The organism is Bacillus sp. 166amftsu (assembly GCF_900107445.1).
Classification (GTDB): domain Bacteria; phylum Bacillota; class Bacilli; order Bacillales; family Bacillaceae_G; genus Bacillus_A; species Bacillus_A arachidis.
This window is the reverse complement of the sequence record NZ_FNQA01000017.1, coordinates 26,931-52,484: the sequence shown is the minus strand read 5'-3', so window position 1 is coordinate 52,484 and position 25,554 is coordinate 26,931. Positions and strand designations below refer to the sequence as shown.

General features: G+C 35.5%; 23 protein-coding genes. 13 read left to right on the top strand and 10 right to left on the bottom strand.

The features are described from left to right. Window positions 1-96 precede the first annotated feature (96 nt). The 7 genes from qoxA (at window position 97) to BLV40_RS22975 (ending at window position 6,738) form a co-directional block, all read left to right on the top strand. Window positions 97-972 (top strand): cytochrome aa3 quinol oxidase subunit II, encoded by an 876-nt coding sequence (gene qoxA, locus BLV40_RS23005; protein ID WP_026592966.1) that lies wholly within the window; start codon window positions 97-99, stop codon window positions 970-972. Between the two features lie 33 nt (window positions 973-1,005). Continuing rightward, on the top strand, window positions 1,006-2,940 hold the full coding sequence (gene qoxB / locus BLV40_RS23000; RefSeq protein WP_026592965.1) for a cytochrome aa3 quinol oxidase subunit I: 1,935 nt from the start codon (window positions 1,006-1,008) through the stop codon (window positions 2,938-2,940). Window positions 2,941-2,953: 13 nt separating this feature from the next. Further along, complete coding sequence (gene qoxC / locus BLV40_RS22995) at window positions 2,954-3,556, top strand: cytochrome aa3 quinol oxidase subunit III (RefSeq protein WP_090694261.1); 603 nt, start codon at window positions 2,954-2,956, stop codon at window positions 3,554-3,556. Between the two features lie 2 nt (window positions 3,557-3,558). After that, complete coding sequence (gene qoxD, locus BLV40_RS22990) at window positions 3,559-3,870, top strand: cytochrome aa3 quinol oxidase subunit IV (protein WP_090694260.1); 312 nt, start codon at window positions 3,559-3,561, stop codon at window positions 3,868-3,870. A gap of 217 nt (window positions 3,871-4,087) precedes the next feature. Beyond that, window positions 4,088-5,917 (top strand): monovalent cation:proton antiporter family protein, encoded by a 1,830-nt coding sequence (locus tag BLV40_RS22985; protein ID WP_090694258.1) that lies wholly within the window; start codon window positions 4,088-4,090, stop codon window positions 5,915-5,917. A 133-nt stretch (window positions 5,918-6,050) separates the two neighbouring features. Then, a complete protein-coding gene (locus BLV40_RS22980) occupies window positions 6,051-6,284 on the top strand; it encodes a DUF4022 family protein (RefSeq protein WP_170833695.1) in 234 nt (77 codons plus the stop codon). A 16-nt stretch (window positions 6,285-6,300) separates the two neighbouring features. Continuing rightward, complete coding sequence (locus tag BLV40_RS22975; RefSeq protein WP_090694250.1) at window positions 6,301-6,738, top strand: GNAT family N-acetyltransferase; 438 nt, start codon at window positions 6,301-6,303, stop codon at window positions 6,736-6,738. Window positions 6,739-6,757: 19 nt separating this feature from the next. On the opposite strand, the gene BLV40_RS22970 is transcribed toward BLV40_RS22975, so the two are convergent. Then, window positions 6,758-8,164: a radical SAM protein gene (locus tag BLV40_RS22970; RefSeq protein WP_090694247.1), complete on the bottom strand. Its 1,407-nt coding sequence runs from the start codon at window positions 8,162-8,164 to the stop codon at window positions 6,758-6,760. After that, a complete protein-coding gene (locus BLV40_RS22965; RefSeq protein WP_090694242.1) occupies window positions 8,154-8,909 on the bottom strand; it encodes a prolipoprotein diacylglyceryl transferase in 756 nt (251 codons plus the stop codon). Before BLV40_RS22965 ends, BLV40_RS22970 begins: the two co-directional genes overlap by 11 nt. Before the next feature lie 101 nt (window positions 8,910-9,010). On the opposite strand from BLV40_RS22965, the gene BLV40_RS22960 reads away from it, so the two are divergent. Next, the gene (locus BLV40_RS22960; protein ID WP_090694238.1) at window positions 9,011-9,286 is read left to right on the top strand and encodes a hypothetical protein; all 276 of its coding nucleotides are present in this window, start codon (window positions 9,011-9,013) and stop codon (window positions 9,284-9,286) included. Between the two features lie 167 nt (window positions 9,287-9,453). Here the strand turns inward: BLV40_RS22960 and BLV40_RS22955 are convergent, their stop codons facing one another. Further along, window positions 9,454-10,746: an NCS2 family permease gene (locus BLV40_RS22955; protein ID WP_090694234.1), complete on the bottom strand. Its 1,293-nt coding sequence runs from the start codon at window positions 10,744-10,746 to the stop codon at window positions 9,454-9,456. 271 nt (window positions 10,747-11,017) lie between these two features. Between BLV40_RS22955 and BLV40_RS22950 the strand changes: the two genes are divergently transcribed. Next, on the top strand, window positions 11,018-12,409 hold the full coding sequence (locus tag BLV40_RS22950) for an amino acid permease (RefSeq protein WP_026592955.1): 1,392 nt from the start codon (window positions 11,018-11,020) through the stop codon (window positions 12,407-12,409). A 182-nt stretch (window positions 12,410-12,591) separates the two neighbouring features. Continuing rightward, complete coding sequence (locus BLV40_RS22945; RefSeq protein ID WP_090694230.1) at window positions 12,592-14,139, top strand: DNA-binding protein; 1,548 nt, start codon at window positions 12,592-12,594, stop codon at window positions 14,137-14,139. A 34-nt stretch (window positions 14,140-14,173) separates the two neighbouring features. Here BLV40_RS22945 and BLV40_RS22940 read toward each other — a convergent pair whose 3' ends face one another. After that, entirely contained in the window at window positions 14,174-15,901 is a 1,728-nt protein-coding gene (locus BLV40_RS22940; RefSeq protein WP_090694227.1) for a DUF2339 domain-containing protein, read from the bottom strand. Between the two features lie 208 nt (window positions 15,902-16,109). Here BLV40_RS22940 and BLV40_RS22935 point away from each other — a divergent pair, with 208 nt between their 5' ends. Then, window positions 16,110-16,658, top strand: a complete 549-nt coding sequence (locus tag BLV40_RS22935; protein WP_090694224.1) for a DUF3916 domain-containing protein — start codon at window positions 16,110-16,112, stop codon at window positions 16,656-16,658. Window positions 16,659-16,700: 42 nt separating this feature from the next. Here the strand turns inward: BLV40_RS22935 and brnQ are convergent, their stop codons facing one another. Beyond that, window positions 16,701-18,026, bottom strand: a complete 1,326-nt coding sequence (brnQ, locus tag BLV40_RS22930; RefSeq protein WP_139265602.1) for a branched-chain amino acid transport system II carrier protein BrnQ1 — start codon at window positions 18,024-18,026, stop codon at window positions 16,701-16,703. Window positions 18,027-18,515: 489 nt separating this feature from the next. On the opposite strand from brnQ, the gene BLV40_RS22920 reads away from it, so the two are divergent. After that, the gene (locus tag BLV40_RS22920; RefSeq protein ID WP_090694220.1) at window positions 18,516-19,901 is read left to right on the top strand and encodes a peptide MFS transporter; all 1,386 of its coding nucleotides are present in this window, start codon (window positions 18,516-18,518) and stop codon (window positions 19,899-19,901) included. A gap of 148 nt (window positions 19,902-20,049) precedes the next feature. Here BLV40_RS22920 and BLV40_RS22915 read toward each other — a convergent pair whose 3' ends face one another. From BLV40_RS22915 to BLV40_RS22895, 5 genes are all read right to left on the bottom strand, one after another. Continuing rightward, entirely contained in the window at window positions 20,050-20,682 is a 633-nt protein-coding gene (locus tag BLV40_RS22915) for a class A sortase (protein ID WP_026592949.1), read from the bottom strand. 144 nt (window positions 20,683-20,826) lie between these two features. Then, a complete protein-coding gene (locus BLV40_RS22910) occupies window positions 20,827-22,263 on the bottom strand; it encodes a choice-of-anchor I domain-containing protein (protein ID WP_090694216.1) in 1,437 nt (478 codons plus the stop codon). Window positions 22,264-22,399: 136 nt separating this feature from the next. Then, a complete protein-coding gene (locus tag BLV40_RS22905) occupies window positions 22,400-22,873 on the bottom strand; it encodes a DUF2178 domain-containing protein (protein ID WP_026592947.1) in 474 nt (157 codons plus the stop codon). Continuing rightward, window positions 22,866-23,093, bottom strand: coding sequence for a helix-turn-helix transcriptional regulator (locus BLV40_RS22900; RefSeq protein ID WP_090694212.1), 228 nt, complete (start codon window positions 23,091-23,093; stop codon window positions 22,866-22,868). The genes BLV40_RS22905 and BLV40_RS22900 overlap by 8 nt, the downstream gene beginning before the upstream one ends. A 109-nt stretch (window positions 23,094-23,202) precedes the next feature. After that, a complete protein-coding gene (locus tag BLV40_RS22895) occupies window positions 23,203-24,486 on the bottom strand; it encodes a 3D domain-containing protein (protein WP_090694208.1) in 1,284 nt (427 codons plus the stop codon). A 690-nt stretch (window positions 24,487-25,176) separates the two neighbouring features. Between BLV40_RS22895 and BLV40_RS22890 the strand changes: the two genes are divergently transcribed. Then, window positions 25,177-25,479 carry an antibiotic biosynthesis monooxygenase family protein gene (locus BLV40_RS22890; RefSeq protein WP_090694205.1) on the top strand — a complete coding sequence of 101 codons (303 nt, stop codon included), beginning with the start codon at window positions 25,177-25,179 and terminating at the stop codon, window positions 25,477-25,479. Window positions 25,480-25,554: the final 75 nt, after the last annotated feature.

Sequence of the window (25,554 nt, the reverse complement as noted above, 5' to 3'; positions counted from 1 at the left end):
AACAATATGACAAAAACTATTGCCTTCTATAAATTAATAGGTTTATATTGTTTTATTGGCATAGTTTCAATCCAAGGAGAAAGGAGATTTTCAATCGTGCAACTAAAGAAATCGTTTTGGAAGTTGGCTTCACTTCTTCCTTTATCACTACTCTTGTTCCTCGGTGGCTGTGAGAAAAAACTTGCAGTATTAAATCCACAGGGGCCTGTTGCAAAAGCACAGTATGATCTGATCGTTTGGTCATTCGTACTTATGTTGTTGATTATTGCAATTGTATTCATCTTGTTTACAGTCATTTTGATTCGTTATCGTGAAAAACCAGAAAACATGGACTATGAGCCACCTGATCAACACGGTAACACATTATTAGAAATTATTTGGACACTCTTCCCAGTTATTATCGTTATCGCATTATCAATTCCAACGGTAAAAGCAACTTATGCATCAGAAGAAGTGCCAAAAGAGTCTAAACATATTAAACCAGTTGAAATTTATGTTACATCTGCCAACTGGAAATGGTTATTCAGTTATCCAGAGGAAAATATTGAAACCGTTAACTATTTAAACGTACCAGCTGGTACACCAATCCAGTTTAAATTAACATCTGTTGGTCCAATGAACGCCTTCTGGGTTCCAGAACTTGGTGGTATGAAATACACAATGGACGGCATGATCATGGATTTATTCCTACAAGCTGATAAGCCAGGATCTTACCTTGGTCGTAGCTCGAACTTCTCCGGTGAAGGATTTACTCACATGGAATTTGAGCTTGAAGCAAAGAAAAAAGAAGATTATGACAAGTGGGTAAAAGAAGTAAAAGAAACTGCTAAACCACTGACAGAAGAAAAATATAACGAAATCATTAAACCTGGTGTAGTAGGGCGTATGACATTCTCTAGTCACCACTTAAAGTATGTAGATCCAAAATCACTTGAATACTGTGATTACAACTACTACAAAAACAAAAAGTAATAGATACTATTCCAACAGATTGGAGTGAACACAGTGAAGCTTGATGAATTTTTTGTCACAGGTGATCCGATAATTTACGGAGCTGACGCATCTATCGTTCTTGTGACATTAGCAATCATTTTCGTACTGACAAAGTATAAAAAATGGAAATGGCTTTGGGATGAATGGTTAACAACTGTTGACCATAAAAAAATCGGTATAATGTATATTATATCGGCAGTTTTAATGTTATTCCGTGGTGGTATGGACGGTTTAATGATCCGTGCACAATTAACATTCCCGGATACAACATATTTAAACGCTGAACACTATAACGGAATCTTTACAACGCATGGTACAGTTATGATTCTTTTCATGGCGATGCCATTCGTTATGGGATTAATGAACGTTGTTGTACCATTACAAATTGGTGCTCGTGACGTTGCATATCCATTCTTAAACGCATTAAGTTTTTGGTTATTCTTTATTGGGGCAATGTTATTTAACATCGCTTTCGTTATCGGAGGTTCTCCAGACGCTGGGTGGACATCATACTTCCCAATGGCTGGTACCGAATTTACGCCTGGCGTAGGAAATAACTTCTACGCAATTGCACTGCAGATTTCAGGTCTTGGTACATTAATGACCGGTATTAACTTCCTGGTTACGATTTTAAAAATGCGTACACCTGGTATGACATTAATGAAAATGCCAATGTTTACTTGGTCAATCTTAATTACAACAATTATCATTATTTTCGCTTTCCCAGTATTAACAGTTGCTCTTGCATTAATGACATTTGACCGTCTATTTGATGCTCACTTCTTTACGATGGCGAGCGGCGGTATGCCAATGCTTTGGGCCAACCTATTCTGGGTATGGGGTCACCCTGAAGTATACATTGTTATCTTACCGGCATTCGGTATTTTCTCTGAAATCATTAGTACATTCTCACGTAAACGTCTATTCGGTTACAGCGCGATGGTGTACTCAATGATTGCAATTTCTTTACTGAGTTTCTTAGTATGGCTTCACCACTTCTTTACAATGGGATCTGGTCCAGCTGTTAACTCATTCTTCTCGATTTCGACAATGGCGATTTCGATTCCAACCGGGGTTAAGATCTTTAACTGGTTGTTTACACTGTATAAAGGACGTATTCGTTTTACAGTGCCAATGCTTTGGTCATTAGCATTTATTCCAAACTTCGTAATCGGTGGGGTTACAGGGGTTATGCTTGGAATGGCAGCAGCTGACTATCAATACCATAACAGCTACTTCCTAATCGCCCACTTCCACTACGTATTAATCGCAGGTACAGTATTCGCAATGCTTGCTGGATTTACGTTCTGGTATCCAAAAATGACTGGTCATATGTTAAACGAACGCCTAGGTAAATGGACATTCTGGATCTTTATGAGCGGATTTAACATCTGTTTCTTCCCAATGTACTTCTTAGGTTTAGATGGTATGACTCGTCGTATGTACACTTACTCAGAAAGCCTTGGATGGGGTTGGTTAAACCAAATCGCATCTGTAGGTGCAGTAATGATGGGTATTGGTTTCATATTACTATGTTACAACGTAATTTGGAGTGCTCGTCACGGTGAACGTGACACTACTGGAGATCCATGGGATGGCCGTACACTTGAGTGGGCAACTCAATCTCCTGTACAACATTACAACTTCGCTAAACTTCCTGAAATTAAAGAAGCTGATGCTTTCTGGTTCATGAAGAAACGTGGAGAAACAATTACACCAAAAGCAGATGAATTAAAACCAATTCACATGCCAAGCAATTCAGGTGTTCCTATTATTATGTCTAGCTTTATCGGTCTTGCTGGTTTTGCGTTAGTATTTAGCTGGTTCTGGTTAGCAATTATTGGCGGTATCGGTATGCTAGCTTGTATGATCTACCGTTCATTTGATTATGACGATGGTTACTACGTAAGCGTTGATGAAATTAAAAAAACAGAACATGTAGCATGAGAGGTGAAACGAAATGGCGGCTTTAGATAAAAGCTTACCTTTAGAATATCAATCTGAACAAAGCAGATTGAATATTCTAGGGTTCTGGATTTTCCTAGGGGCTGAAATTATGCTGTTCGCAACACTTTTCGCCTCTTATCTAGTCCTTGCTGGTCGTACGGCAGATGGCCCAACACCAGCGCAATTGTTTGAAGTTAAAACACTTTTAATTCAAACATTACTACTTTTAACAAGTAGTTTTACATGCGGTATCGTAATTCATGAAATGCGTAAAAACAACCAAAAAGCTATGTTAGGATGGTTCCTTTTCACATTGCTTTTAGGTGCAGGCTTCCTATTCTTTGAAATTGAAGAGTTCATCATGTATGTTGGCGAAGGCGCTACGATCCAAACAAGCGCGTTCTTATCTGGATTCTTCGTTCTTCTTGGAACGCATGGTGCCCACGTAACAGGTGGTATCATCTGGGCAACTTGTGTAATCATCCAAATTTTAAAACGCGGATTAACACCAGTTACAGCTCGTAAAGTATTTATTATCAGCTTATACTGGCATTTCCTTGACCTTGTTTGGATCTTTATTTACACACTAGTTTACTTGAACGGGATGGTGGCGTAATAATGGGACAAAACAATACACAAGCAAATGGACACGCGCATAGCGGTTTTCCATGGTCACACGTTTTCGGGTTCATTTTATCGCTTGCACTAACGTTTCTTGCTCTATACGTTGCGCTTTACACAACTTTGCCACTTTCAACGATATTAACAACTATTATCATAATGGCACTTGCGCAAGGTTTATTACAATTAATTATGTTCATGCACTTAAGAGAAGGAGAAGGTACAATTCAAATTGTTACAATGATATACAGTTTCTTCGTTGCAATTGCAACAGTTGGTCTTACTGTATGGATTTTCTTCTCTATGTAATGGACATGAAAAAGACTGCTGAGATAATCTCAGCAGTCTTTTTATTTATCCCCTCCTCCACCATATTACGGAAATTACAACATTATCATGTAAACTATACTTATTATGACAAATGTTAAGAAAACTCTTTCTTTATGGAATCGAGTTCATATGCATTGCTTTTCTTCAAATAATATAGCTAAAATATGTACTATATTATTTGAAGGGAGAGAACGCAATGGAACAACATTCTTCAGTCTTATCACTTATGATTGTCGTCGCAATCGCGTTTTTCGTTCCCCTTTTGTTGCAACGCTTTAAGTTAAAAGCAATTCCTGTCGTTGTTGCAGAAATTATTGCAGGAATTTTTGTAGGAAAAAGTGGGTTTAACGTTATTGAGCCAGATATGTGGCTTCAAGTCTTATCAACACTAGGATTTATTTTCTTAATGTTCTTAAGCGGTTTAGAAATTGACTTTTCGATCTTTAAACAAAAAGGAAAAAAGAATACGACAAATGAACCAAATACGTTCCAAGCCGCAAGCATTATCTTTTTATTCATTTTCATCTTATCCTATGCCCTATCACTTATATTTGTATGGCTTGGATTTGTCGATAATGCAATGTTCATGACATTAATTATCTCAACGATTTCTTTAGGTGTTGTTGTACCGACATTAAAAGAAAATAACTTAGGAAAAACAGCAATCGGCCAAATCATTTTATTAGTCGCTGTAATTGCTGACTTAGTTACAATGATTCTACTCGCTGTATTTGTCGGGTTAAATTCCGAAAGCGGTCAGAGCATGTGGCTTCTTCTCGTTCTATTTGGCGCAGGTATTGTCATTTACTTTGTGGCAAGACGCTTTAAAAATATTCCATACTTAGAAAGCCTAAAAGCTGGTAGTGTGCAAATTGACACACGTGCTGTTTTTGCACTCATTTTAATATTAGTCGGATTATCTGAATCTGTTGGTGCAGAAAATATTTTAGGTGCCTTTTTAGCAGGCGTGCTCGTATCCTTACTATCACCAAATGAAGATATGGTCGAAAAACTTGATTCCATCGGATATGGTTTCTTCATTCCCATTTTCTTCGTTATGGTTGGGGTTAATTTAGAAGTATGGTCGATTTTTAAAGAGCCTTCTAGTATGCTAATGATTCCCATTTTAATTGTTGGACTCTTTATTTCAAAATTATTGCCATCGCTTGTACTAAGAAAATGGTATCCACGTAACATTGTACTCGGAAGTGCCATTTTATTAACATCTACACTTTCATTAGTTATCGCTGCGGCACAAATTGGTGAAAAGCTAAATATCATTAGTCCGAGTCTATCTGCTTCACTTATTTTAAGTGCAGTTATTACATGTATTTTTGCACCTGTGTTATTTAAAAAGATGTTCCCAAGGATTGAAACACCAAAACCAAAAGTTTCTATCATTGGAGCAAGTCGAATCACTCTTCCATTATCACTTGATTTAAAACGTGAAGATTATGATGTAACATTATACATGATGCGTCAAAATAAAGTAAATGCAGAGGAAGCAACATCTCATGACTTCCCTATTGTAAAATTAGATACAATTACGATAGAACAATTAGACGAACACAAAGCATTCAATGCAGATCGAGTTGTTGTCGCGACAAGTGATGATGAACAAAACTTATTATTAGCAGAACATGCAAAAGAATTAGGTGTTGAACACGTCATTGCAAGTGTAGAGGATCCTCTTCTACAAGAAAAAGCAACGCAAGAACATATTGCCGTATTCTCAACCATCAACTCTACAAGAATTTTATTACGTGCACTTATCGATAAACCAAGTCTCGTTCGTTTAATTACAACTGCAAACGAAACGGTTCGTGAGATCGAATTACGTAGTAATAAATATAATGGTTTAGCGCTTCGTCGCTTACCATTCCTAGGTGATGTACTCATCATTCAAATTTACCGAGGTAATAAAGCATTGGTACCTCATGGTGATACAACATTACAACATGGTGATACGCTTCTTGTAACAGGTTCAAAAGAACATATTGATACAATGAAAAGCATATTAGAATAGCAGAAAGTCCCCTTTTCATCACGAGGGGACTTTCTTCTTACATAACACTTATTCCTTTCACCATACACTTTCAAACTTTTTCTTAAGATTCTCGTTTTTTAATGGTAAAATATTACTATCAAATATTCTGGGGATGAATCACACTATGTCTATTTCAACTTTAGCTCTTTTGCTACTCGCAGAAGTACTCGTTGCCATTATTCTCATCGGTATTAGCATTGAAATTTGCAGTTATGGATGGAAAAAAACAAATGGAACGAAATACTTTTGTCTCTTTCTTTCTCTTCTCATTGGTACTTGTAGTATATTAGGTCTTTGTGTTGCACCGGCCTATTTCTTTTTACAACTCATAGAAAAGGCGTCATAAGAAAGGTGGATTCTGTATGGTTACAATTAGATGTATTGATGCCTCCGAAACATACGAACTACGTCAAAAAATTTTACGTCCAACTCAACAGTTGGACGATTGTAAATACCCATCTGATTACGAAACAAATTCCTTTCATCTCGGTGCTTTCCTACATGCTGAACTCATTAGCATCGCATCTTTCTCAGCTGAATCAGAACCTTCCTTACAAGGTAATAATCACTATCGTTTGCGAGGCATGGCTACAATGCCTACCTTTCGAAAACAACATGCTGGTAGCTCATTAATCCAGCAAGCTGAAGTAATGTTAAAAGAGCGTGAAGCAGAGCTATTGTGGTGTAATGCTCGTATTACCGTTACAGATTACTATAAACGTTTAGGATTTCTTGAGCATGGCGAAATATTTGATATCCATCCAATTGGACTTCATAAATTAATGTATAAAACATTATAAAATAAAGAGGTCATCCTCTTTATTTTATAATTCCCCCCTCTCCTTGTAGCTCTTTTAAATACTCTTCTTTCTCATCACGGTAAAATAAATTATACGTATCAAACGGAATAATTCTTCCATCAGGATGTACAATATGAACACAGGATTTCTTTACCGAACGTATATCTAAATCATAATTATCCATAAACTTCATAATTAATACGCGGAATACATTCTCATAACCAATCCCTGTTGGAAGACTAACTTTTGGCAAGCAACAGAGCAATTCTTTTAATGAATCATAGCCACTTTCTGGTGAATGATTTAAGCTAAATAACTTAAAGATTTGTCCTTTTAATTGCTCATCACTTTCAAAAACAATCGTATTCCGCTCTCCTTCTAATAAAATATTTCGATCAATTATACTGGTTAGTGGAAAAATAGATCCATCTAATTTTAATGCGTATGCCATCGCCAAACTATCCGGATGACAAGGAACCGGTATTATATCGTCTTCTGTAAATAACGAAGATTGTTCGATAATCATTTGACGTACTTCACTTAATGTTAAACGATTGGTTTCAGGATTAAAATCTTCTGTTCGTCCCGCTTGCTGAATAGGTTGAAATGTAACACCCCGTACACATTTTTGTTGTATTGCATATTGTAATATCTCACCTATTTCCTTATCATTTACTCCTTTTTTCAATGTAACAACAAGGGTTGTAGAAATATTGTATTTATTTAAGTTCTCAATCGCTCTTCTTCTTATTTCACGTAAATCAGCCCCGCGTAAACTCTGCAGTGCTTCTTTTTCCAAGCTATCAAACTGTAAATATATTTCAAATCCAGGTGTATATTTTACTAACTTTTCTACAAACGTAATATCCTGTGCAATGCGTAAACCGTTCGTATTAATCATAATATGTTTAATTGGTTTTTGTTTTGCAATATTTAATATATCAAAGAAATGAGGATGAAGCGTTGGCTCACCACCGCTAATTTGAACAACATCTGGATTCTTTTCGTTTTTTACAACGGCATCTAACATCATCTCCACATGTTCTACTGTTCGCCATGTAGTGCGCTTTGGTGATGATTCTGCATAACAAATCGGACACTGTAAATTGCATACATCTGTAATTTCAATAATACTTAAGCAACTGTGTTGCTCATGATCCGGACAAAGTCCACAATCATAAGGGCACCCGTATTTAATAGGTGTATTCCAACGATATGGCATTTCACTCGGCTTAATAAATTCGCGGCATTGCTTATAATATGAGACATCTGTTGAAATGAGCACCTTTTCTCGGCCATGCAACATACAATGCTTTACCATATAGACTCTTTCATCTTGTATAATGATCTTCGCTTCTACTTTCTGTAAACATGTGGAGCACACACTACTCGTTAGGTCATAATATAAATAGTCCCTATTTGGCATGTCGTCTTTCCCCTTTTCTCTTTTTCATAACTAACACAACATAATAACAAACACCCAAAATACAAGCCCATTGAATCGCACTCAAATGCACATATAACTTATCTGTCGGCTTGAGCCATTCAACCAAAAAGCGAAAGTTTAAATATGCCAACATAAAGATTTGAAAAACGAACCCTTCCCACGGTTTATGTCTACTTAGCCAAATACAGCAAATCATAAGGATACATAAATAACCAATCTCATATAATTGTGTCGGATGCCGGAGCATCCCATCACCAAAATCAATTCCAACTGACCATGTTGTTTGCATCCCTACCGTTTCATCTCCAATGCCAGTTAAAAAACAACCAATTCTACCAATTGCAATTCCTAGTGCCAGAGGAATGACCATATCATCACCCGTTGATTCTGTATGACCAACCATTTTCTTCACACTTTCTACACCAATAAGTCCACCTAACAAACCGCCTACAATTGTTTTCCCTTGAATCAATCCTTGCCAGCCATTCTCCTCTATTACTTTCTGAACCTGCAGAAGATGCTCCAGCGTTGCCAAAAGGATTGCACCGAGAAAAGCACCAAATATAGCACCTAAAAAGATGAATAGTGCTTTAGCTTCTGGAATCTTCTCTTTTCGTCGACTTTTTAAATAATAACGAAACCCAATAAACATACCGAGTGATTCAAAAATAGCATGAGGATGTAGCTTTACTCCAAATACATGTAAATAAATTGGAAAATCCATATGATTATACCTTTCTTACGTCTATTCTCTATCTTCCATAATACATATATTGTAAAATAAAAATATAGTAAAACAATTCTGAATTTTATAAGGAGGGTTCTATGAGTACTACAAACTCATCTAAAAAAACTCGCCCTTTTCAACAATGGATGATTGGTTTTGCAGTTACATTCCTAGCTCTTATTATATTATTTGGAACTCCTATTCGTTGGATTGAGATTGCATTTATTATTGTAGGAATCTCTTTATTATCTTGGGGAGGATACGAAGCATATAGAGGAAGGCCATTTATTTTGCTAGGAATTATTAGCGCACCCTGTATTTTAGGGTTCGTATTCTTTATTATTTGCGGTGGATTCTTGATATTTTCTCTTTAAAAGACATGAAAAAACCTTCCATATGCACGGAAGGTTTTTCTATGCTTTAGTTATCTTCTTTAGCTCTTATCATTCTTCTATAATTATAAATAATAAAGAGGGAACCAAAAAACAAAGAAATTTCATGATTAATGTTAAATCCTTACAAAGAAATACCCTTTTCTATATTATAAAAACAAATGACATCCAAATAAAATTGCAAAGAAATACAGAAGCGGATGAACTTCCATCCCTTTCCCTTTCACAATTTTTAAAATTGGATAAATTAAAAATCCAAGTGCAATTCCGTTCGCAATACTAGATGTTAATGGAATCCCTACAAAAATTAAAAATGCCGGCAATGCATCTTCAAATTCATTCCAGTTAATATCACGAATACTTTGTGCCATTAAACTCCCTACTATAATTAATGAGGGAGCCGTAATTGCTGCCACACTTGATAAAGAAGCAATTACAGGACTGAAAAATGCTGTAACTATCGTTAAGCAGATTACTACAATACCTGTTAATCCTGTTTTACCACCTGCTGCAATTCCTGCTGACGATTCAATCGTTGCCGCTGTCGGACTTGTCCCGAACACTGCTCCCGTTGTACCACCTATTGCATCAGCAATAAATGCTTTACCGAAACGCTTTTCAGCATTATCTGTATTTAAACCAGCTTGTTTAATTAGACCAAGCAAAGCCCCTGTTGTATCAAATAAAAGTACGAGTAAGAATGAAAAAACAACGCCGTATAACCCATATTCCATTACATCAGAAAATGCAGTTATAGGATTGGAAACGATAATCCCTTTTGGTAAATGAGGAATCGCTGCAATTTGATCACTAAACTTCAATTGCCCTGTAAAGAAGGCAATTATCCCCGTTACAATCATACTTATAAATAGCGCACCACTCACACGTAATGCCATTAACACTGCTGCTAACACTAAACCAATCAGTGTTAAAATAACAGCCGGTGAATGAAAATCTCCAATTGTAACTAAATTAGATGGATGATCAACAATAATACCAGATAAACGAAGACCAATGAAAGCAATAAATAACCCAATCCCACCTGCAATAGCATGCTTCAAACTATCTGGAATTGCTACAATAAGCTTTTGACGAAATGATGTAAAAGACAATAAAAGAAAAATAATACCCGTTACAAATACTGCTGAAAACGCAATAGCATATGTAATGCCTTCTGCTTTTTGTACAACAGAATAAGCAAAGTACGCATTCATCCCCATGGCTGGAGCAATGACGATTGGATAATTTGCAAAAAACGCCATACATAATGTTCCGACAATTGTCGCAATAATAGTTGCCGTAAATGCTTGATCAAAAGGTACACCTGCATCAGATAGTATTTTCGGATTGATGACAAGAATGTACGCAAATGTAAAAAATGTTGTGATGCCAGCTAAAATCTCTTGCTTCACAGAAGTGTTATACTTTTGTAATTGAAACATGCTTAAGTACCCTTCCTACACAATGAATTATTATCACACATTCTTATAATTATGCGAGAAAATGTAATACTTAATCTTACCAATCAATAAAAGAAAGAGTCAATGTATTCAATAATAGTTAGAATTTTAAGTTTAGGTCTGACAAATACAGATATAGTACAGCATACATCGACAATTTTTGTAGCATAACAGACAGAAATGTTTTATAATTTAAAATAGTTGCACTTCTAGTAAGCGCATTCAATCTTTTCATCCTATAAGGAGGCTTTTTATGCAGCAAACAAACAAATCAGGAACTTTAAACCGCGGTCTAAAACAAAGACACATCACATTGATGTCTCTTGGATCCGCTATTGGTGTAGGACTATTTTTAGGATCTGCTTCTGCTATCAAATTAGCTGGACCTTCTATTCTATTAGCTTATATGATTGCTGGACTCGTTATCTTCTTCATTATGCGTGCTCTTGGGGAAATAGCAATTGAACAACCAGTTGCTGGTTCTTTTAGTAAATACGCACATGATTATTTAGGACCCTTAGCAGGTTATATAACTGGATGGAACTATTGGTTTTTATGGGTTGTTACTTGTATGGCTGAAATCACTGCCGCTGGAATTTATATGGAATATTGGTTTCCAGATATCCCGCGCTGGATTTGGGCGTTATTGGCTCTCGTATTAATGAGCGCATTTAACTTTTTATCTGTAAAAGTATTTGGAGAGCTTGAATTTTGGTTTGCTTTAATTAAAATTGTCACAATTATCTGTATGATTGTAATTGGGACAGGAATTATTCTATTTGGATTTGGAAATGATGGCATCGCTACTGGAATTTCGAACCTTTGGTCACACGGCGGATGGTTCCCTAATGGTTTTTCTGGGTTACTTCTTTCCTTACAAATGGTTTTATTTGCTTATCTAGGAGTCGAACTTATCGGTGTCACAGCTGGTGAGGCACAAAATCCGAAGAAAACACTTGCAAAAGCAATTGATAACGTATTTTGGCGCATTTTACTGTTCTACGTTGGAGCATTATTTGTTATGATGGCAATTTATCCATGGAATGAACTTGGCGATAAAGGAAGTCCGTTTGTATTAACATTCCAACAAATTGGTATAGCAAAAGCAGCGGGAATTATTAACTTCGTTGTTTTAACGGCAGCTCTTTCTTCTTGTAACGGTGGTTTATTTAGTACAGGACGTATGTTATTTACATTGGCAGAGCAAAAAAAGGCGCCTGAAAAATTCGGCCGTTTAAATAAAAATGGCATTCCAAGTAGTGGAATTATAGCAACTTCCTTAGTCTTACTGGTTGGTGTTATTTTAAACTATCTTGTTCCTGCAAAAGTATTTACATGGCTTACTAGTATTTCAACGTTCGGTGCAATTTGGACATGGGGGATCATATTAGTTACTCAAATCCGATTCAGAAAAGGATTACCAGCACAAACTAAGCAAAATTTAACGTACAAAATGCCTTTATATCCATTAAGTTCTTATTTTTCACTTGCTTTCCTTGCATTAGTATTAGGAATTATGGCTTATTCAGAAGATACACGAATCGCATTAATTGTTGGTCCGATTTGGTTGATTTCATTAGTAGTTGTATATTACTTAAAAGGATTTCATAAGATAGATGCTGCACAAACTTCAAAAATTAGTTAAATATGTTGCCCCTTCCTTATAGCGAGGAAGGGGTTTTCTTATTTTTCACACAAATATTTATCAACAAAATCCATGTTATTTTTACAAATTTTTTGTATATTTTACATTTTCCATCTTTATTTTCATAAAAAAATCCATTACATTATTAAGGCACATATATTTATTATTAGGGGGATTCTTCTATGAAGAACAAAAAATGGCTTAAACTTTCTTTAGCAACAGCAATTACATTCAGTATCGGAAGCACTTCTATTCCACCAGCTTTCGCTGAAAGTTCTACAGATCCAGCACCAGAGATTGCTGCAAAAGTTGTAAATCAAAACAATGGGAAGAAAGTATTATTTGATAATACACACGGGCAAACAGCCGGTACAGCCGATTGGGTCATTGATGGTGGTTTTTCTGATTTTGGAAATGGTATTGCTAAAAACGGATATTTTGTAAAAGAGCTTCGCCAATCTACACCTATTACATATGAAAATTTAAAAGATTATCATGTATTTATCGTTCCTGAAGCAAATATTCCTTATAAAAAATCTGAACAAGATGCCATGTTACAGTATGTTAAAAATGGTGGTAGTATTTTCTTTATCGCAGATCATTATAATGCAGACCGAAATAAGAATCGCTGGGATTCTTCAGAGGTATTTAATGGATACAGACGTGGTGCATGGGACAACCCGGCAAAAGGTATGTCTAATGAAGAAGCAAACTCACCAGCAATGCAAGGAGTAGAAAGCTCCGATTGGTTATCCCAAAACTTTGGTATTCGCTTTCGCTATAATGCGCTTGGAGATGTTTCTGCCAAAAATATTGTATCACCTGAACAATCCTTTGGTATTACAAAAGGGATTTCATCAGTAGCTATGCATGCTGGTTCTACACTTGCCATTACAAACCCTAAATTAGCGAAAGGAATCGTATATCTTCCAGAAAACCCATCAAAATGGAATAGCGCTGTTGATAGCGGTGTTTATAATGGTGGCGGTATTGCAGAAGGTCCTTATGCTGCAATTGCTAAAGTTGGCCTTGGAAAAGCAGCCTTTATTGGTGATTCTTCTCCTGTTGAGGATGCCTCACCAAAATATGTTCGTGAAGATACAGGACAAGCAAAAAAAACATATGATGGATATAAAGAAGAAAATGACGCTATTCTATTGGAAAACATTGTGAATTGGTTATCTAAACCAGAAACTTATACAAGTTTAGATCAAGTAAATGGCCTACAACTTGATAATCCAACACCTTTACAAACATTTGAGCAACCTAATTTATCAACTGAGCCACAACCAGAACCTTGGAGCGCTCCAAATCAAGGATATCAATGGTTCAATACAAATACATTTAAGCCTGGTTCTTATGGATATAAGGGAACTGTAACAACTAGCGATTATACAGTCATTCGCCCTAGTATTCTACCAAGCAACGAAGTATTTCAAATAAGGCTTCAAGCAAACAATTTATTACCTAATGCGACATACAATAATTATTCTCTAGGGATTTTTACAACTGGAGGAACACAAATTGCGAAAGTACAAAATGAAAATGGTACTTGGCCTTCTACTTTTGGATATAGTAGTGTATTCTCTTTCACGACAAATAGCCTAGGTTTTGCTGAAAAAGTAGTAAATATACAACTCGCACCGAATACAACTGGACAAGCCACTTTACGTCTTCGTCAAAATACAACGACAAAATATAATGAAGCTGTCACTATTAATAATAAATAGTAAAAAAGCAATCCTAAATGGATTGCTTTTTTTACTAATCACCTTTTTCTTTCGAGAAAAACATTCTAGAAATAACAATTCCTAGTCCACCAATAAGTAAGAATAATACTGCACGAATCATCATTGATACTTCTGGTAAATCCAAGAAGAATAACTTACTCACTGTCACAACTAACACAACTAATCCGGCGTATAATATTTCATTCATTCCTCTATTACGCCCAAACCAAACTGAAACTAAAGCATATATCATCCATGCAAGAGAGACAGGTACACTGATAATACTTCCGTCTGTTGAAAGAACCTCTCCTATTCTAGTAATCGTAATAAATACAAGTACCATAAAACTATATAACGTCATCGAATACACATATTTCCCAAAGCGTTTCAACATTGGTTTCACTTTCATCATTCCATAATAAAATGTTCCAACTAAAATGAGGTGGGCTACAAAAGCCGCTGACATGAATGTCTCAAATGGGCTAACAAGGGTTTGCAACATACCGATTACATAAATAACTCCACTAATATAAAACTTGATTTCTTGTTTTAATTTCGCAGAAGCAACGATACCTAAAAAACCTTGTAACATCAATACAATTGCTCCATTCACTAAACTAAATTCATATAAAATCGCTAAACTAAACGACCCCATCGCAAAACCAAATAAAAGATCTGTAAATGGCGATTTTTTATTTTTCATATAGTCAGCCACAAACATTACAGTGTGTACAATTGTACAAATTAACAATCCCCATGTTGTAAAGTCTGGAATTTTCACAATTGCCATAACGAAAAAGATAGCATTAGCACCAAATATCGCCATCCGGGGCTCGTAAATAAAGTTTTTATCAATAAACATATGCCAAAACAACATAATATGAATCAATCCATAAACAATCGTTAATTGCACTTGTAAATGACCTAATAATACTGTCATAATCACAAAAAAGAAAAACGTTACAAGCACAGCAACACTGTAAGACACCATATATAAATATTGATAGCGATTTTTATACGCATACCATAATAAACTAATCGTTAACACCGTTTCATATCCAAAGAAAATGTAAGAATTAGGTGTTGTACTATTTAATAAAAACGGTACAAAAAAGGCGCCTACAGATACAAATATAGCGAGATACTCTGATTGATATCGCTTAGCTAAATAGATACCGAGTATAATCCAAATAATGTTGAATATAAATGCCATCATTGCCGGAAAGAAATGATACAAATAATGTGCAGCGAATGTCGTTAAAACAATGCCTGTAATACTTCCTCCAGCTAATACCAAACCTAACGCTTGACGTTCTTTTTTTATTTGTATATCACCTACATAATACAAAGCAACTGATAATGCTACGCCAAATACAATACGAATTGCTGGAGTAAGTAATCCTGCATCTACCCCCGCTTTAAATAGCCAAATTACCCCAAGTAGCATAATTGCAACGAAAATTCGTGGTAGCCATGTTTGACAAAATTTTATAATGTCAAATGGTTCAGGCTTAAACGCAGATATATCCACCTGCTTTATCTCCGGTTCCGTCACACTTTCTTGGCTAATGACTCTTTCTTCTTGTCGTACATTTTGCACAGGGATACTAACATCTTGTTTCTTCTCAATAGGTTCCTTTACTTGTTGAACTCTTTCTTCTTCCATTTCTCTTTGCTGTGCTTTTAACTCATAGAGCGTCTCCTGCAATGTATCAATTGCTGTTTCTAGAGCTTCTATTTTTTTGCCCAAATCTTGTTTCATTTTCTCCCCCCTCTGATCATGCTGTTAAAATAGTAGAATGCATTATAACAATTGGATAAATTACCAGTTATTTATATAATACTCCTAATCTATTCATTTTTTAATAAAATTCCCCTAATAATCTCCAGTTTCTGCTATTATAGTAGCAAATGGCAATCCCTATTCTATTTTCATGAAAATTAAAACATAATGTTTATGAGGTGTTTGTTTGAAACCGCCAATTTGGAATCATCGTTCAAAAAAGAAAATTCGTGGTTTAAGGAGAGTATGCCGGAATTTTTTAAAATCTACCATCGCACATACAAGTTCTTTACCAAATGCGACTGAAACATCTTCTTTAGGTTGCTGGTCTATCCATCTTCCCATCAATCCTTCTTATATGAATTCAAAACGTAAATCAAACTCGATGAAACGATTTTATTTACAGACCGCAATCAATCAAGTAGAGCATTTCATTCATATGAAAACTAAAGTTGAAAAGGAGTATCGTATTTATTTGGGTGTCTCTTTTCCGAACTTACACACTTCTAATATCTTCATTGTATTTAGTAAGCAAGGGATCGAACGATTTTTTGAAGGCTTTCTAAGTGGATGCATGGACGGACCACAGTGGATTCCATTACTACAAGAACGCGATATTGAAAAAGAATTTGGCTTACATATACCTAAAGAATTACAGGTAAAAGGCTACAGAGAAATTTTTACTGACGATAATTACAATGACAAAGAAATATGGTTTATAGGCGAATTAAATTAAACAAAAAAAGGCGTTTTCCAATATAGAAAACACCTTTTTCTTTTAATTTTTTTTATTGATACAAATACTCGCAATCATTCCTAAACAGCCACCTACAATCGCTGGAATAATCCAGCCTACTCCTTCTGTATACAAAGGAATGTTTTCTAATATAGGCGTCCATTTTGAAAGTAACACGTTGCGATTTAAAATATCTATCCCGCTAAACACTGCTACAAATCCAATTGTCATTGGATATATATACGTATACTTATTAATATACTTATGAAATAGTCCTAAAATAATAAGTGTTAAAGCAATCGGATAAATAAACCCAAGAATAGGAACTGATACTTTTAAAATTTGTGTTAATCCTAGGTTAGCAAGAATCATACTAACTACACTCAAGACAAAAGCCCACACTTTATAAGATACTTTCGGAAATACTTCTGCAAAAAACTGACTACAAGATGTAACAAGTCCAATCGATACACATAAACAAGCAACAGTAAAAATAATTCCTAATAATACCATGCCGCCCTGTCCAAATAATGTAGTCATAATATGAGCTAATACTTGTGCTCCATTATCGAACTTTCCAAGCGAACCACTTATTGATCCAACATATCCCAAAATGACATAAATAAGAGATAATAAAAGACCAGCACCGATACCTGCCATGCTCATATACTTTGCTAGTCCTTTTTCATCTTGTACTCCTTTAGCACGCAAAGTATTTGCCATAACAATTCCAAAGATTAATGCCGCTAAAGCATCCATTGTTAAATATCCATCTAAAAAACCTTGAAATACTGGAGCGTGTCCGTAGTTCCCTACTGGTACTTGAACATCTCCTGCTGGTGTAATCATACTCTTTATAAAGATAAGAGCAATCATACACAATAATAAGGGTGTTAATATCTTTCCAAACAGCCCCATCAATTTTGATGGTGATAAACTTAGCCAATATACAATACTAAAAAAGATGACCGTGTAAATGAGTAGTAATACACTACTAGTCTCTGGGAAGAACTGACCTGGCCCCATTTCAAAAGCTAAACTCCCGGCACGTGGTATACCAAGTCCAGGACCGATAAACAAATAAATTAAACATGGAAAAATAATTGCAAAAGAAGAATGTACACGATTGGCTAATCCTTGAAAACTTCCGGCTTTAGCAATTGCCATTACACCTAATATCGGAAGTCCAGTTGCTGATATAATAAAGCCGAACAATGCAATCCACACATGTTCCCCCGCTTCATATCCAAGGAAAGGTGGAAAAATTAGATTTCCAGCTCCGAAAAACATGGAAAATAACATCAGGCTCATAAGCAAAATTTCTTTTTTCTGTAGTGATTTCATTTCTTTCTCCTTCTTTACTTTCATATAAAGTAGAATCCTTTTCAGCCTATATAAATCCCATTTTAATTTTTCAACATATAGCCGCTACGCCTAATAAAAGATGATTCGCACTCCTCTTCTCCCCTCTAAAAAGGGAGGTATATAACTCGATTTTGATTTTCCAACATATTAGTTGCGGCTATGTAAACAAAAGCAGACCTCCACTCATTTTCTCCTTTTGTTTTACTCGGCATGGGGCTAAAAAGAATCCTGACCGCTTCTATGCATAGACGGATGCTCTCTTCCCGCCTAAAAAAGAAAGGTTTTATATGGTTTTTCAATTTCTTGCACTTATATGCTAGAACAAACATAGTCCATAGTCTATCACAAAAGAAATCCTCATTCTATATCTGCACTGTTTTCCAATTTCTTCTGAAAAATCGACCTTTATTGACATCCAATAGTTAATAAAATAAAATATTAAACAAATAAAACTATTCACTTTGTTTTTGTTTGTGTCAGGAGGAAACTTAAATGGAATCAGCGATACAACTTGAAAGGAAACAACAACGAAACAAAAAACATCCTCCAGGTTTATACTTACTCTTCTTCACAGAAATGTGGGAACGATTTAGTTACTATGGATTACGAGGATTACTAACATTATATTTAACGACAGCTTTAGTAAGCGGCGGTCTTGGGTTTAGTCCAGGGTGGGCACTTTCCATCTATGGATTTTATACTGGAGCATGTTATTTTACTCCAATGATTGGCGGATACTTAACTGACCGTTTTCTAGGAAGACGCTTAGCTATAACGATAGGCGGCGTAACAATGGCAATCGGTAACCTTACACTATTTGCCCTACAAAACCAGGTTGGCCTATACCTTGGACTGGCGCTTATTATTATTGGTAATGGTTTCTTTAAACCAAATATTTCTACGCTTGTTGGAGAATTGTATGAGGAACATGATCCAAAACGCGATAGTGCATTTACGATTTTCTACATGGGTATTAACGTCGGTTCATTTTTAGCTCCACTCGTTTGTGGATTTTTATCAGAAAATTTATTCAAAACAACAGTAGATGGCGTTGTTCATTATGGTTTCCGTTACGGATTCTTAGCCGCTTCAATCGGTATGATTATTGGACAAGTTTTATTCACAACACTATCTAATCGCTTCCTTGGCGATATCGGAAAAAAACCAACAAGAGATTTACAAGCACCATCCGGCGAACAAACAGCTGGTAATACACCACTTACAAAAAAAGAAAAACAGCATACAGCAGTTATCATTATTCTAACTTGCTTCGTTGTCTTCTTTTGGGCTGGTTTTGAACAAGCTGGTAGTTCACTAACGCTATATACAAACAAGTTTGTTGATCGTTCTGTATTCGGGTGGGAGATCCCAACATCTTGGTTCCAATCGGTCAATCCACTGTTTATCATTTTGCTTGCTCCTGCTATTTCAGCACTATGGGCTAAGCTTGCTACAACAAAACATGGAGATTTAAAAATCCCAACAAAAATGGGACTCGGTATGATTTTACTTGGAATTGGTTATATGGTTCTAGTGGTTGCCACATTAAAAACAGGTAGTGACGAACATAATATTACAGAGAAAGCAAACCTATTATTCATTGTCTTTACTTACCTTTTCCATACATTAGGTGAATTGTTTTTATCACCTGTTGGATTATCAATGGTCAGTGCCCTTGCACCAGTAAAACTCGCTTCATTACTAATGGGCGTTTGGTTGGCTGGTTCAGGAATTGCCAATATTTTAGGTGGTCAACTCGCTAGTTTTACAACTTCACTTGGCTATTCAGAAGTATTTACAGTCATTGGCGTTGTAGCTATTTTCTTAGGTTGTATATTACTATTACTTTCAAAAAAATTAGTAAAATGGATGGACTAAAAAAGCTGAGGGATTGCCCCTCAGCTTTTTGTTTAACCTTTTATCCCGCCTTAACGGGCAGTAAGACTCCCATCAACTACCCGTTAAGGCCCAATTGATGAGAGCTAATAATCAGCGGGGAATGAAGCCACCTTCACTGATTAAAGTTTCACTTTATTTTTTTCGCTTTTACAAACTCTCCTGTAACAACAAAACGCTTTGAGTTATCCGATACAGATACACATGTAATAAGCGTTACTTCCGTTTTCCCATGGTTTTCAACGACTTCCCATTTATCAGGCGTTACTTCTGATACATTCGTCACAGTGTACTCATATTCATTTTCATTATCATATAAATAGATTTTATCGTTCTTTTTTAATGTTGATAAATCACTGAATAGGACGCCTTTTTTAGACATATTATGCCCTGCTAATGCATAATTTTCTTTTCCCATCTCTTGCTTCTCTTTAACAGTTGCTGCTCCTGATAATAAGTTTTTCTCAGTAGAAGCATTTAAAATAGGTAAACTTAATGAAATACTCGGAATTTCAATACGACCAATTACTTGTTTTTTATCTAACGATGCATTCGCAACTTCCGCTAAATTTGGTTGTTCAATTTTAGATGCATCTACAAATTTTGTTTCATGCTTTTCGTATTCCATTTTCTGAACAGCTTGTACATTTTCTGTTTGCTTCTTCTCTGCCTTATATCCGTCATAAAATGGCTTACCGATTAAGATACCACCTACAACAAATAAAAGAATTGCTAGTATACTATATATTCTTCGTTTATTCATACATAATCCCTTTCCTTTACAGAATCTTACTTCTATATAAGATGATAAAGTAAGATGACTATATGTACAAGTCTAAGACGAAAAGAAGAAGCCACTTTATTAACTTATCCCGTTATTTGGTCGCGGTAAGTCAGTCTTCCCGCATCACTTTATATGATAAAAACTTAACACTCCATCTACTTCATCTGCACTCACAAATAAATCTCGACCATTTATTTTATGAATTCCTTCTGGTGCCGCTCCTGCTGATGGCGCAATTCCAATGTATACCGGGAACATTGGAATTGTCATATCGAAGAACAATACAGCATTCGCTCTTTCAGCCGCCACTGCTAAAAGCGGATTTCCTTTTATCTTACCAATTGTCACATTTTCGACTTCACTTCCCCGATTTTCACTTCTATTATCAAGATATAGGCCAGCAGCCGCTACTTTTTCATCAATAAGATTCATACTATCGTATACAAGATATCCAGTCTGACTCCATACAGAAATATTTCTTCCTCCTGATTTCACACCATCCTTAAATTCATTTTTACCAAGGTCCCCTTCATTAGCAGTAATAAGAAATTCTCCTGATGGATCCCATGTCACACCATCTGGTTCTAGGCGTGCAGTTATCTCATCTTGAAAAGATATGGTGCCATCCTTTTTTAAATCTGCTTTATGTGTTGTCGTGCCAAGGCCAAATATATTTTCAATTCGTTTTTCTGCAATATTGACAATTGCCACCGCATTATTTTCTTGTAATGTGACAGCTGCTTTATCTCCTTTTGGATTAATCGCAACATACTCTGGCTGTGGATCATGCTTATAGATCGCTCCATTACCAATGTTACTCATATGGATTGGCAGCTCGACATGTTCCCCGCGCATAACATCACCATCAGGGAATGTAATCATAGAAATACTTCCTGGTCGTTTCGTTTTTTTCATATTTACTTCATTATCATCATTTGGATCGTTTTCTTCATCTTCATTACAAATAATAAGTGTTCTTCCATCTGCTGCTAACGCTACTGAATCTGGTCCTACACCTACTTCATACGTTTTTACCACTCTCTGCGCTGCTAAATCCACTACCGCCACTTGTCCTTTATTTGCATCATATAAGTTATCTCCAGTTCGAAAAGCGGCCAATGCGTGCTTTCCGTCTGGTGTCACAGTTACACTCGTTACTTCCGCTTCTGAATGAATGTCTTTAAAACTCACATTTCCTAATACTTTTATATTTTCTAAATCTGCAATTGATAGTATTTGAATTTGACCTAAATCAGCTTCTGTAACAACTAGTGTATTCCCATCAGGCGTTGATGCTGTAATTTCAGCCTTCTTACTAGGCATTTGAAACGAGGCAATCCGATTAATCTTTGTATCCTTATGTTTTTTACCAATAAAGTCCGTCACCATCTGTTCCACTTTCCCGCGGTATGCAGGGTTAGATATACTCCCCTTTGGTAACGTCTCTATTGTATTCACAATCCGCTCTGTATCCTTTTCTAATGTTTCTGCATGTACATTACTTCCTGTCCATAATACACTTGCAATTATTACGCCATATACCAATACCTTCTTTTTCATTTTCCCACTCCCTTTATTCAATAAATCTAATTCCTATCATAAAAAGCATTTGTAAATCTTCACTTCGACATGCGTTAATTTTTTGTAAAAAATAGGATGCTTTATTACTAAAAAAAGACGTGCACGTGGCACGTCTTTAAGCAATTTTATTTCGATAAAGTGATATATGGAATACGGTCATTTGTATAAAGAAGATGAAAAATACAACATATAATGGGTATGCAGGAATATACGGGGTTACAATCGGATATATAACAAGCAATGCAGCTCCAATCGGTATAACAAACCAAAGCGCTATAAAAGTCGTACGACATGCTTTTGCTGTAATGACTTCTTCGCGCTCATCATCTTGTGGAAATAAAAGAGGAAACATCCAAAAAGATAATTTCTTATATTTCTTTTTTTGAACTTTATAAAAAATAGTTGATACAATCGCTACAATCAATAACAATAAAAACGGTGTAAGACTCATTGATATTTCAAATGGTACTTTCTCTGTTTGAATAATATTTGCAAATTCCACCTCAAAATAATAGAGTTCAATAAATGCCCAACTAGCCAATCCAATAAATAACACATTCACCACATACGACAACATGATTCTATTCATCTTTTTCTCCCTCCTTATTTAAAACAAACACATCCTCCATCTTTAAATCAAATACATCACAAATCGTTAGCGCTAATAACAACGATGGAACGTAATCCCCCTTTTCAATTGCAGCAATCGTTTGCCTTGTTACACCAACCTTTTCAGCTAGTACGCTTTGCGTGAAGTTAAAACGGGCTCTTAGCTCCTTTACTCTATTACAAATGGTCAATTTTACCACCTCTCACCATCATTGTATGCTAAACTTTACAAAATGTAAACTCGACTTAACATTAAAATTTACAAAAAAATCCAACTTCACATATTGTAAAGTTGGATTTGATTTTCAATTATAAAATTACAACACGAACTGTTCTTCTACCCCAAGCACTAGATGAACCTTTATCTGGCATTAATACATCTATTCTATGACCTTTAATTGCACCACCAGTATCGCCTGCAATTGCGGTTCCATACCCTTCAACATATACACGAGAACCTAGCGGGATAACTCTTGGATCTACAGCAATTAACTTCATTCCTGGGTTTGCAGTTAAATCATGTCCCATTGCTGAATGCACATGTTCACCTGATTTGTAACCATTTTCCGATGGATCCGCTGTATAAGCAGTCGCTTCTACATAAATTTCACGCCCGCCTTGTCCTGGCTTCTGATCAGGTTTTGTCTCTGGTTTTGGAGCTGGTGCCGGCTGTGATTTATTCACGGCAGGTTCAGTTGGGTTTGATTCTGGCTTTGATTCTGGCTTTGAAACAGCCTCTTTTTCTACTTCCGCTCTTGCTCTTTCCTCTTCTTCCCTTGCAGCTTTTGCATCCGCTTCTGCTTTTGCACGAGCTTCTTCTGCTAATCTTGCTGCTTCTTGCTCACGAGCAATCGTTTCTTGGACTTCTTTCATATTTGCTTCAATTTTCGCTTTTTCTTGTTCAGCTAAATTAATTTGTCCTGCAAGTTGATTATATTTTGTCTGTACAGCTTGTAAGTTTTCTTGACGTTTTTTCAAGTTTTCTTGTAAAGTTGCTTGTGCTTTTGCTAATTTTTGTTTATCTACTTCTAAAGATGCTTCTTTTTCGTCAATTGCTTTTTTATCTTCTTCAATTTGACGAAGATCTTGTTCTTGAAGACGTAAAATCTCTTTGTCTGCCTCTAGGATTGTAGATACTGCCGTCATACGTTGTAAGAAATCAGCAAAATTCTTTGATTCTACTACAACTTCTACTACTAAACTTGTATTTGAGCTATTTTGAACAGAAACCATACGTTTTTTCATAATATCTTTACGAGCAAGTACCTTATCTTCTAAAACGATAATTTCTTGCTTTTTCTGTTCAATTTGCTTATGTGTTTCATCAATTTTACGTTGAATAGCAGCTTGTTCCTCTTTGTTTTTTGTAATTGTTTTATTTAAATTATGTAGTTCACTTTCGATACCTTGTATTTCTTTATTAACAGCTTGCTTCTCTTGTTCTTTTTGCTGAATATCATTGTTATTCTGCTGCAATTGCTGCTGCATGTTGTTTAGTTTCTCGTCGTTTGACTCAGCTTTGACAGCAACTGTACTAGAAAGACCAATAATTCCTGCTAATACTAGACTACTGATTCGCTTAAAATAGTTCATAATCCGACTCCCTTCTCATACAGTTATACATGATTTATTTTACAGTTTCTTTACAAACTCATTAAATACACTTTATTTTTCATGACAAATAACAAAAACAAACTGTAACATGTAATAAACTCTTAACTTTTAACAACTTATTTTCATACAAATCTTACAAAAGCCTAGATTCGTATATTAGAAACAACAGATTACATGACATTGAAAACATTGTCAAATCTTGCATAAATTGCAGCGATACATAAATGAGTCTTCTGGCAACATATGACAATCTGCTACAAATTCGCTTCACGCTTATCTTTTCTTATATTTTAGAGTGAATTTTTGTTTATTTCGATTCCTCATCAATTTAAAAATATTCCTGTTAGCTTAGATGATTTATCACTAAGTATTATGGGCATTATAGAAGATTCAGCTTAAAAATCCTTCTCTTTCTATTGTGTCATCGCGGGTACACTCACGATTATTTTCCTATAAAAAATTTGTCGTCTTCCTTTTATTTACTTTAAATTTTCAGAATAGTATAATATTGAATATATATCATGCTTTAAAAATGAATTACGAACGGGATGAATCGATATTACAAACACACCCTAACCTCGTAAGAATAACAGGAGGGATTGCACATGTTATGACTGAAACAGGATACTCACTCTAATTTCTTATTACTAATACAAAAGGGGTGCAATCATGTTTATTGTTACAAAACTTATTCATATTAAATTTGGCTATGAAGAAAAAATGATTCGTTCTCTACAACAATACTATCCAAACCCTGGTACATACGGGTTTATTAATCTAGAATTTTCTCGTACGAAGCATACTGAACATGGAAATGAGTATATGGTTCGTATATTATGGAAAACGCAACAAGATTATCACGAGTGGATTTCTCAAAGAAAGGAAACCACCACTTTAACATGGAAACAACAATTCCAAAGCTGTATCCTTTCGGCAAAATCCAACGCTACACATATTAAATATCCCCACTAAGAAGAGCCTTCTGCAAATTTGCAGTAAGGCTCTTCTTTCATCTATATACATCCAGTTTAAATTTTCAACCTATAA

Excerpts from the sequence above, each read along its gene's own strand:
- qoxC (WP_090694261.1), top strand. The coding sequence starts at position 2,954 with ATGGCGGCTTTAGATAAAAGCTTACCTTTAGAATATCAATCTGAACAA.
- qoxD (WP_090694260.1), top strand. The coding sequence starts at position 3,559 with ATGGGACAAAACAATACACAAGCAAATGGACACGCGCATAGCGGTTTT.
- BLV40_RS22985 (WP_090694258.1), top strand. The coding sequence starts at position 4,088 with ATGGAACAACATTCTTCAGTCTTATCACTTATGATTGTCGTCGCAATC.
- BLV40_RS22980 (WP_170833695.1), top strand. The coding sequence starts at position 6,051 with ATGAATCACACTATGTCTATTTCAACTTTAGCTCTTTTGCTACTCGCA.
- BLV40_RS22975 (WP_090694250.1), top strand. The coding sequence starts at position 6,301 with ATGGTTACAATTAGATGTATTGATGCCTCCGAAACATACGAACTACGT.
- BLV40_RS22970 (WP_090694247.1), bottom strand. The coding sequence starts at position 8,164 with ATGCCAAATAGGGACTATTTATATTATGACCTAACGAGTAGTGTGTGC.
- BLV40_RS22965 (WP_090694242.1), bottom strand. The coding sequence starts at position 8,909 with ATGGATTTTCCAATTTATTTACATGTATTTGGAGTAAAGCTACATCCT.
- BLV40_RS22960 (WP_090694238.1), top strand. The coding sequence starts at position 9,011 with ATGAGTACTACAAACTCATCTAAAAAAACTCGCCCTTTTCAACAATGG.
- BLV40_RS22955 (WP_090694234.1), bottom strand. The coding sequence starts at position 10,746 with ATGTTTCAATTACAAAAGTATAACACTTCTGTGAAGCAAGAGATTTTA.
- BLV40_RS22950 (WP_026592955.1), top strand. The coding sequence starts at position 11,018 with ATGCAGCAAACAAACAAATCAGGAACTTTAAACCGCGGTCTAAAACAA.
- BLV40_RS22945 (WP_090694230.1), top strand. The coding sequence starts at position 12,592 with ATGAAGAACAAAAAATGGCTTAAACTTTCTTTAGCAACAGCAATTACA.
- BLV40_RS22940 (WP_090694227.1), bottom strand. The coding sequence starts at position 15,901 with ATGAAACAAGATTTGGGCAAAAAAATAGAAGCTCTAGAAACAGCAATT.
- brnQ (WP_139265602.1), bottom strand. The coding sequence starts at position 18,026 with ATGAAAGTAAAGAAGGAGAAAGAAATGAAATCACTACAGAAAAAAGAA.
- BLV40_RS22920 (WP_090694220.1), top strand. The coding sequence starts at position 18,516 with ATGGAATCAGCGATACAACTTGAAAGGAAACAACAACGAAACAAAAAA.
- BLV40_RS22915 (WP_026592949.1), bottom strand. The coding sequence starts at position 20,682 with ATGAATAAACGAAGAATATATAGTATACTAGCAATTCTTTTATTTGTT.
- BLV40_RS22910 (WP_090694216.1), bottom strand. The coding sequence starts at position 22,263 with ATGAAAAAGAAGGTATTGGTATATGGCGTAATAATTGCAAGTGTATTA.
- BLV40_RS22905 (WP_026592947.1), bottom strand. The coding sequence starts at position 22,873 with ATGAATAGAATCATGTTGTCGTATGTGGTGAATGTGTTATTTATTGGA.
- BLV40_RS22895 (WP_090694208.1), bottom strand. The coding sequence starts at position 24,486 with ATGAACTATTTTAAGCGAATCAGTAGTCTAGTATTAGCAGGAATTATT.
- BLV40_RS22890 (WP_090694205.1), top strand. The coding sequence starts at position 25,177 with ATGTTTATTGTTACAAAACTTATTCATATTAAATTTGGCTATGAAGAA.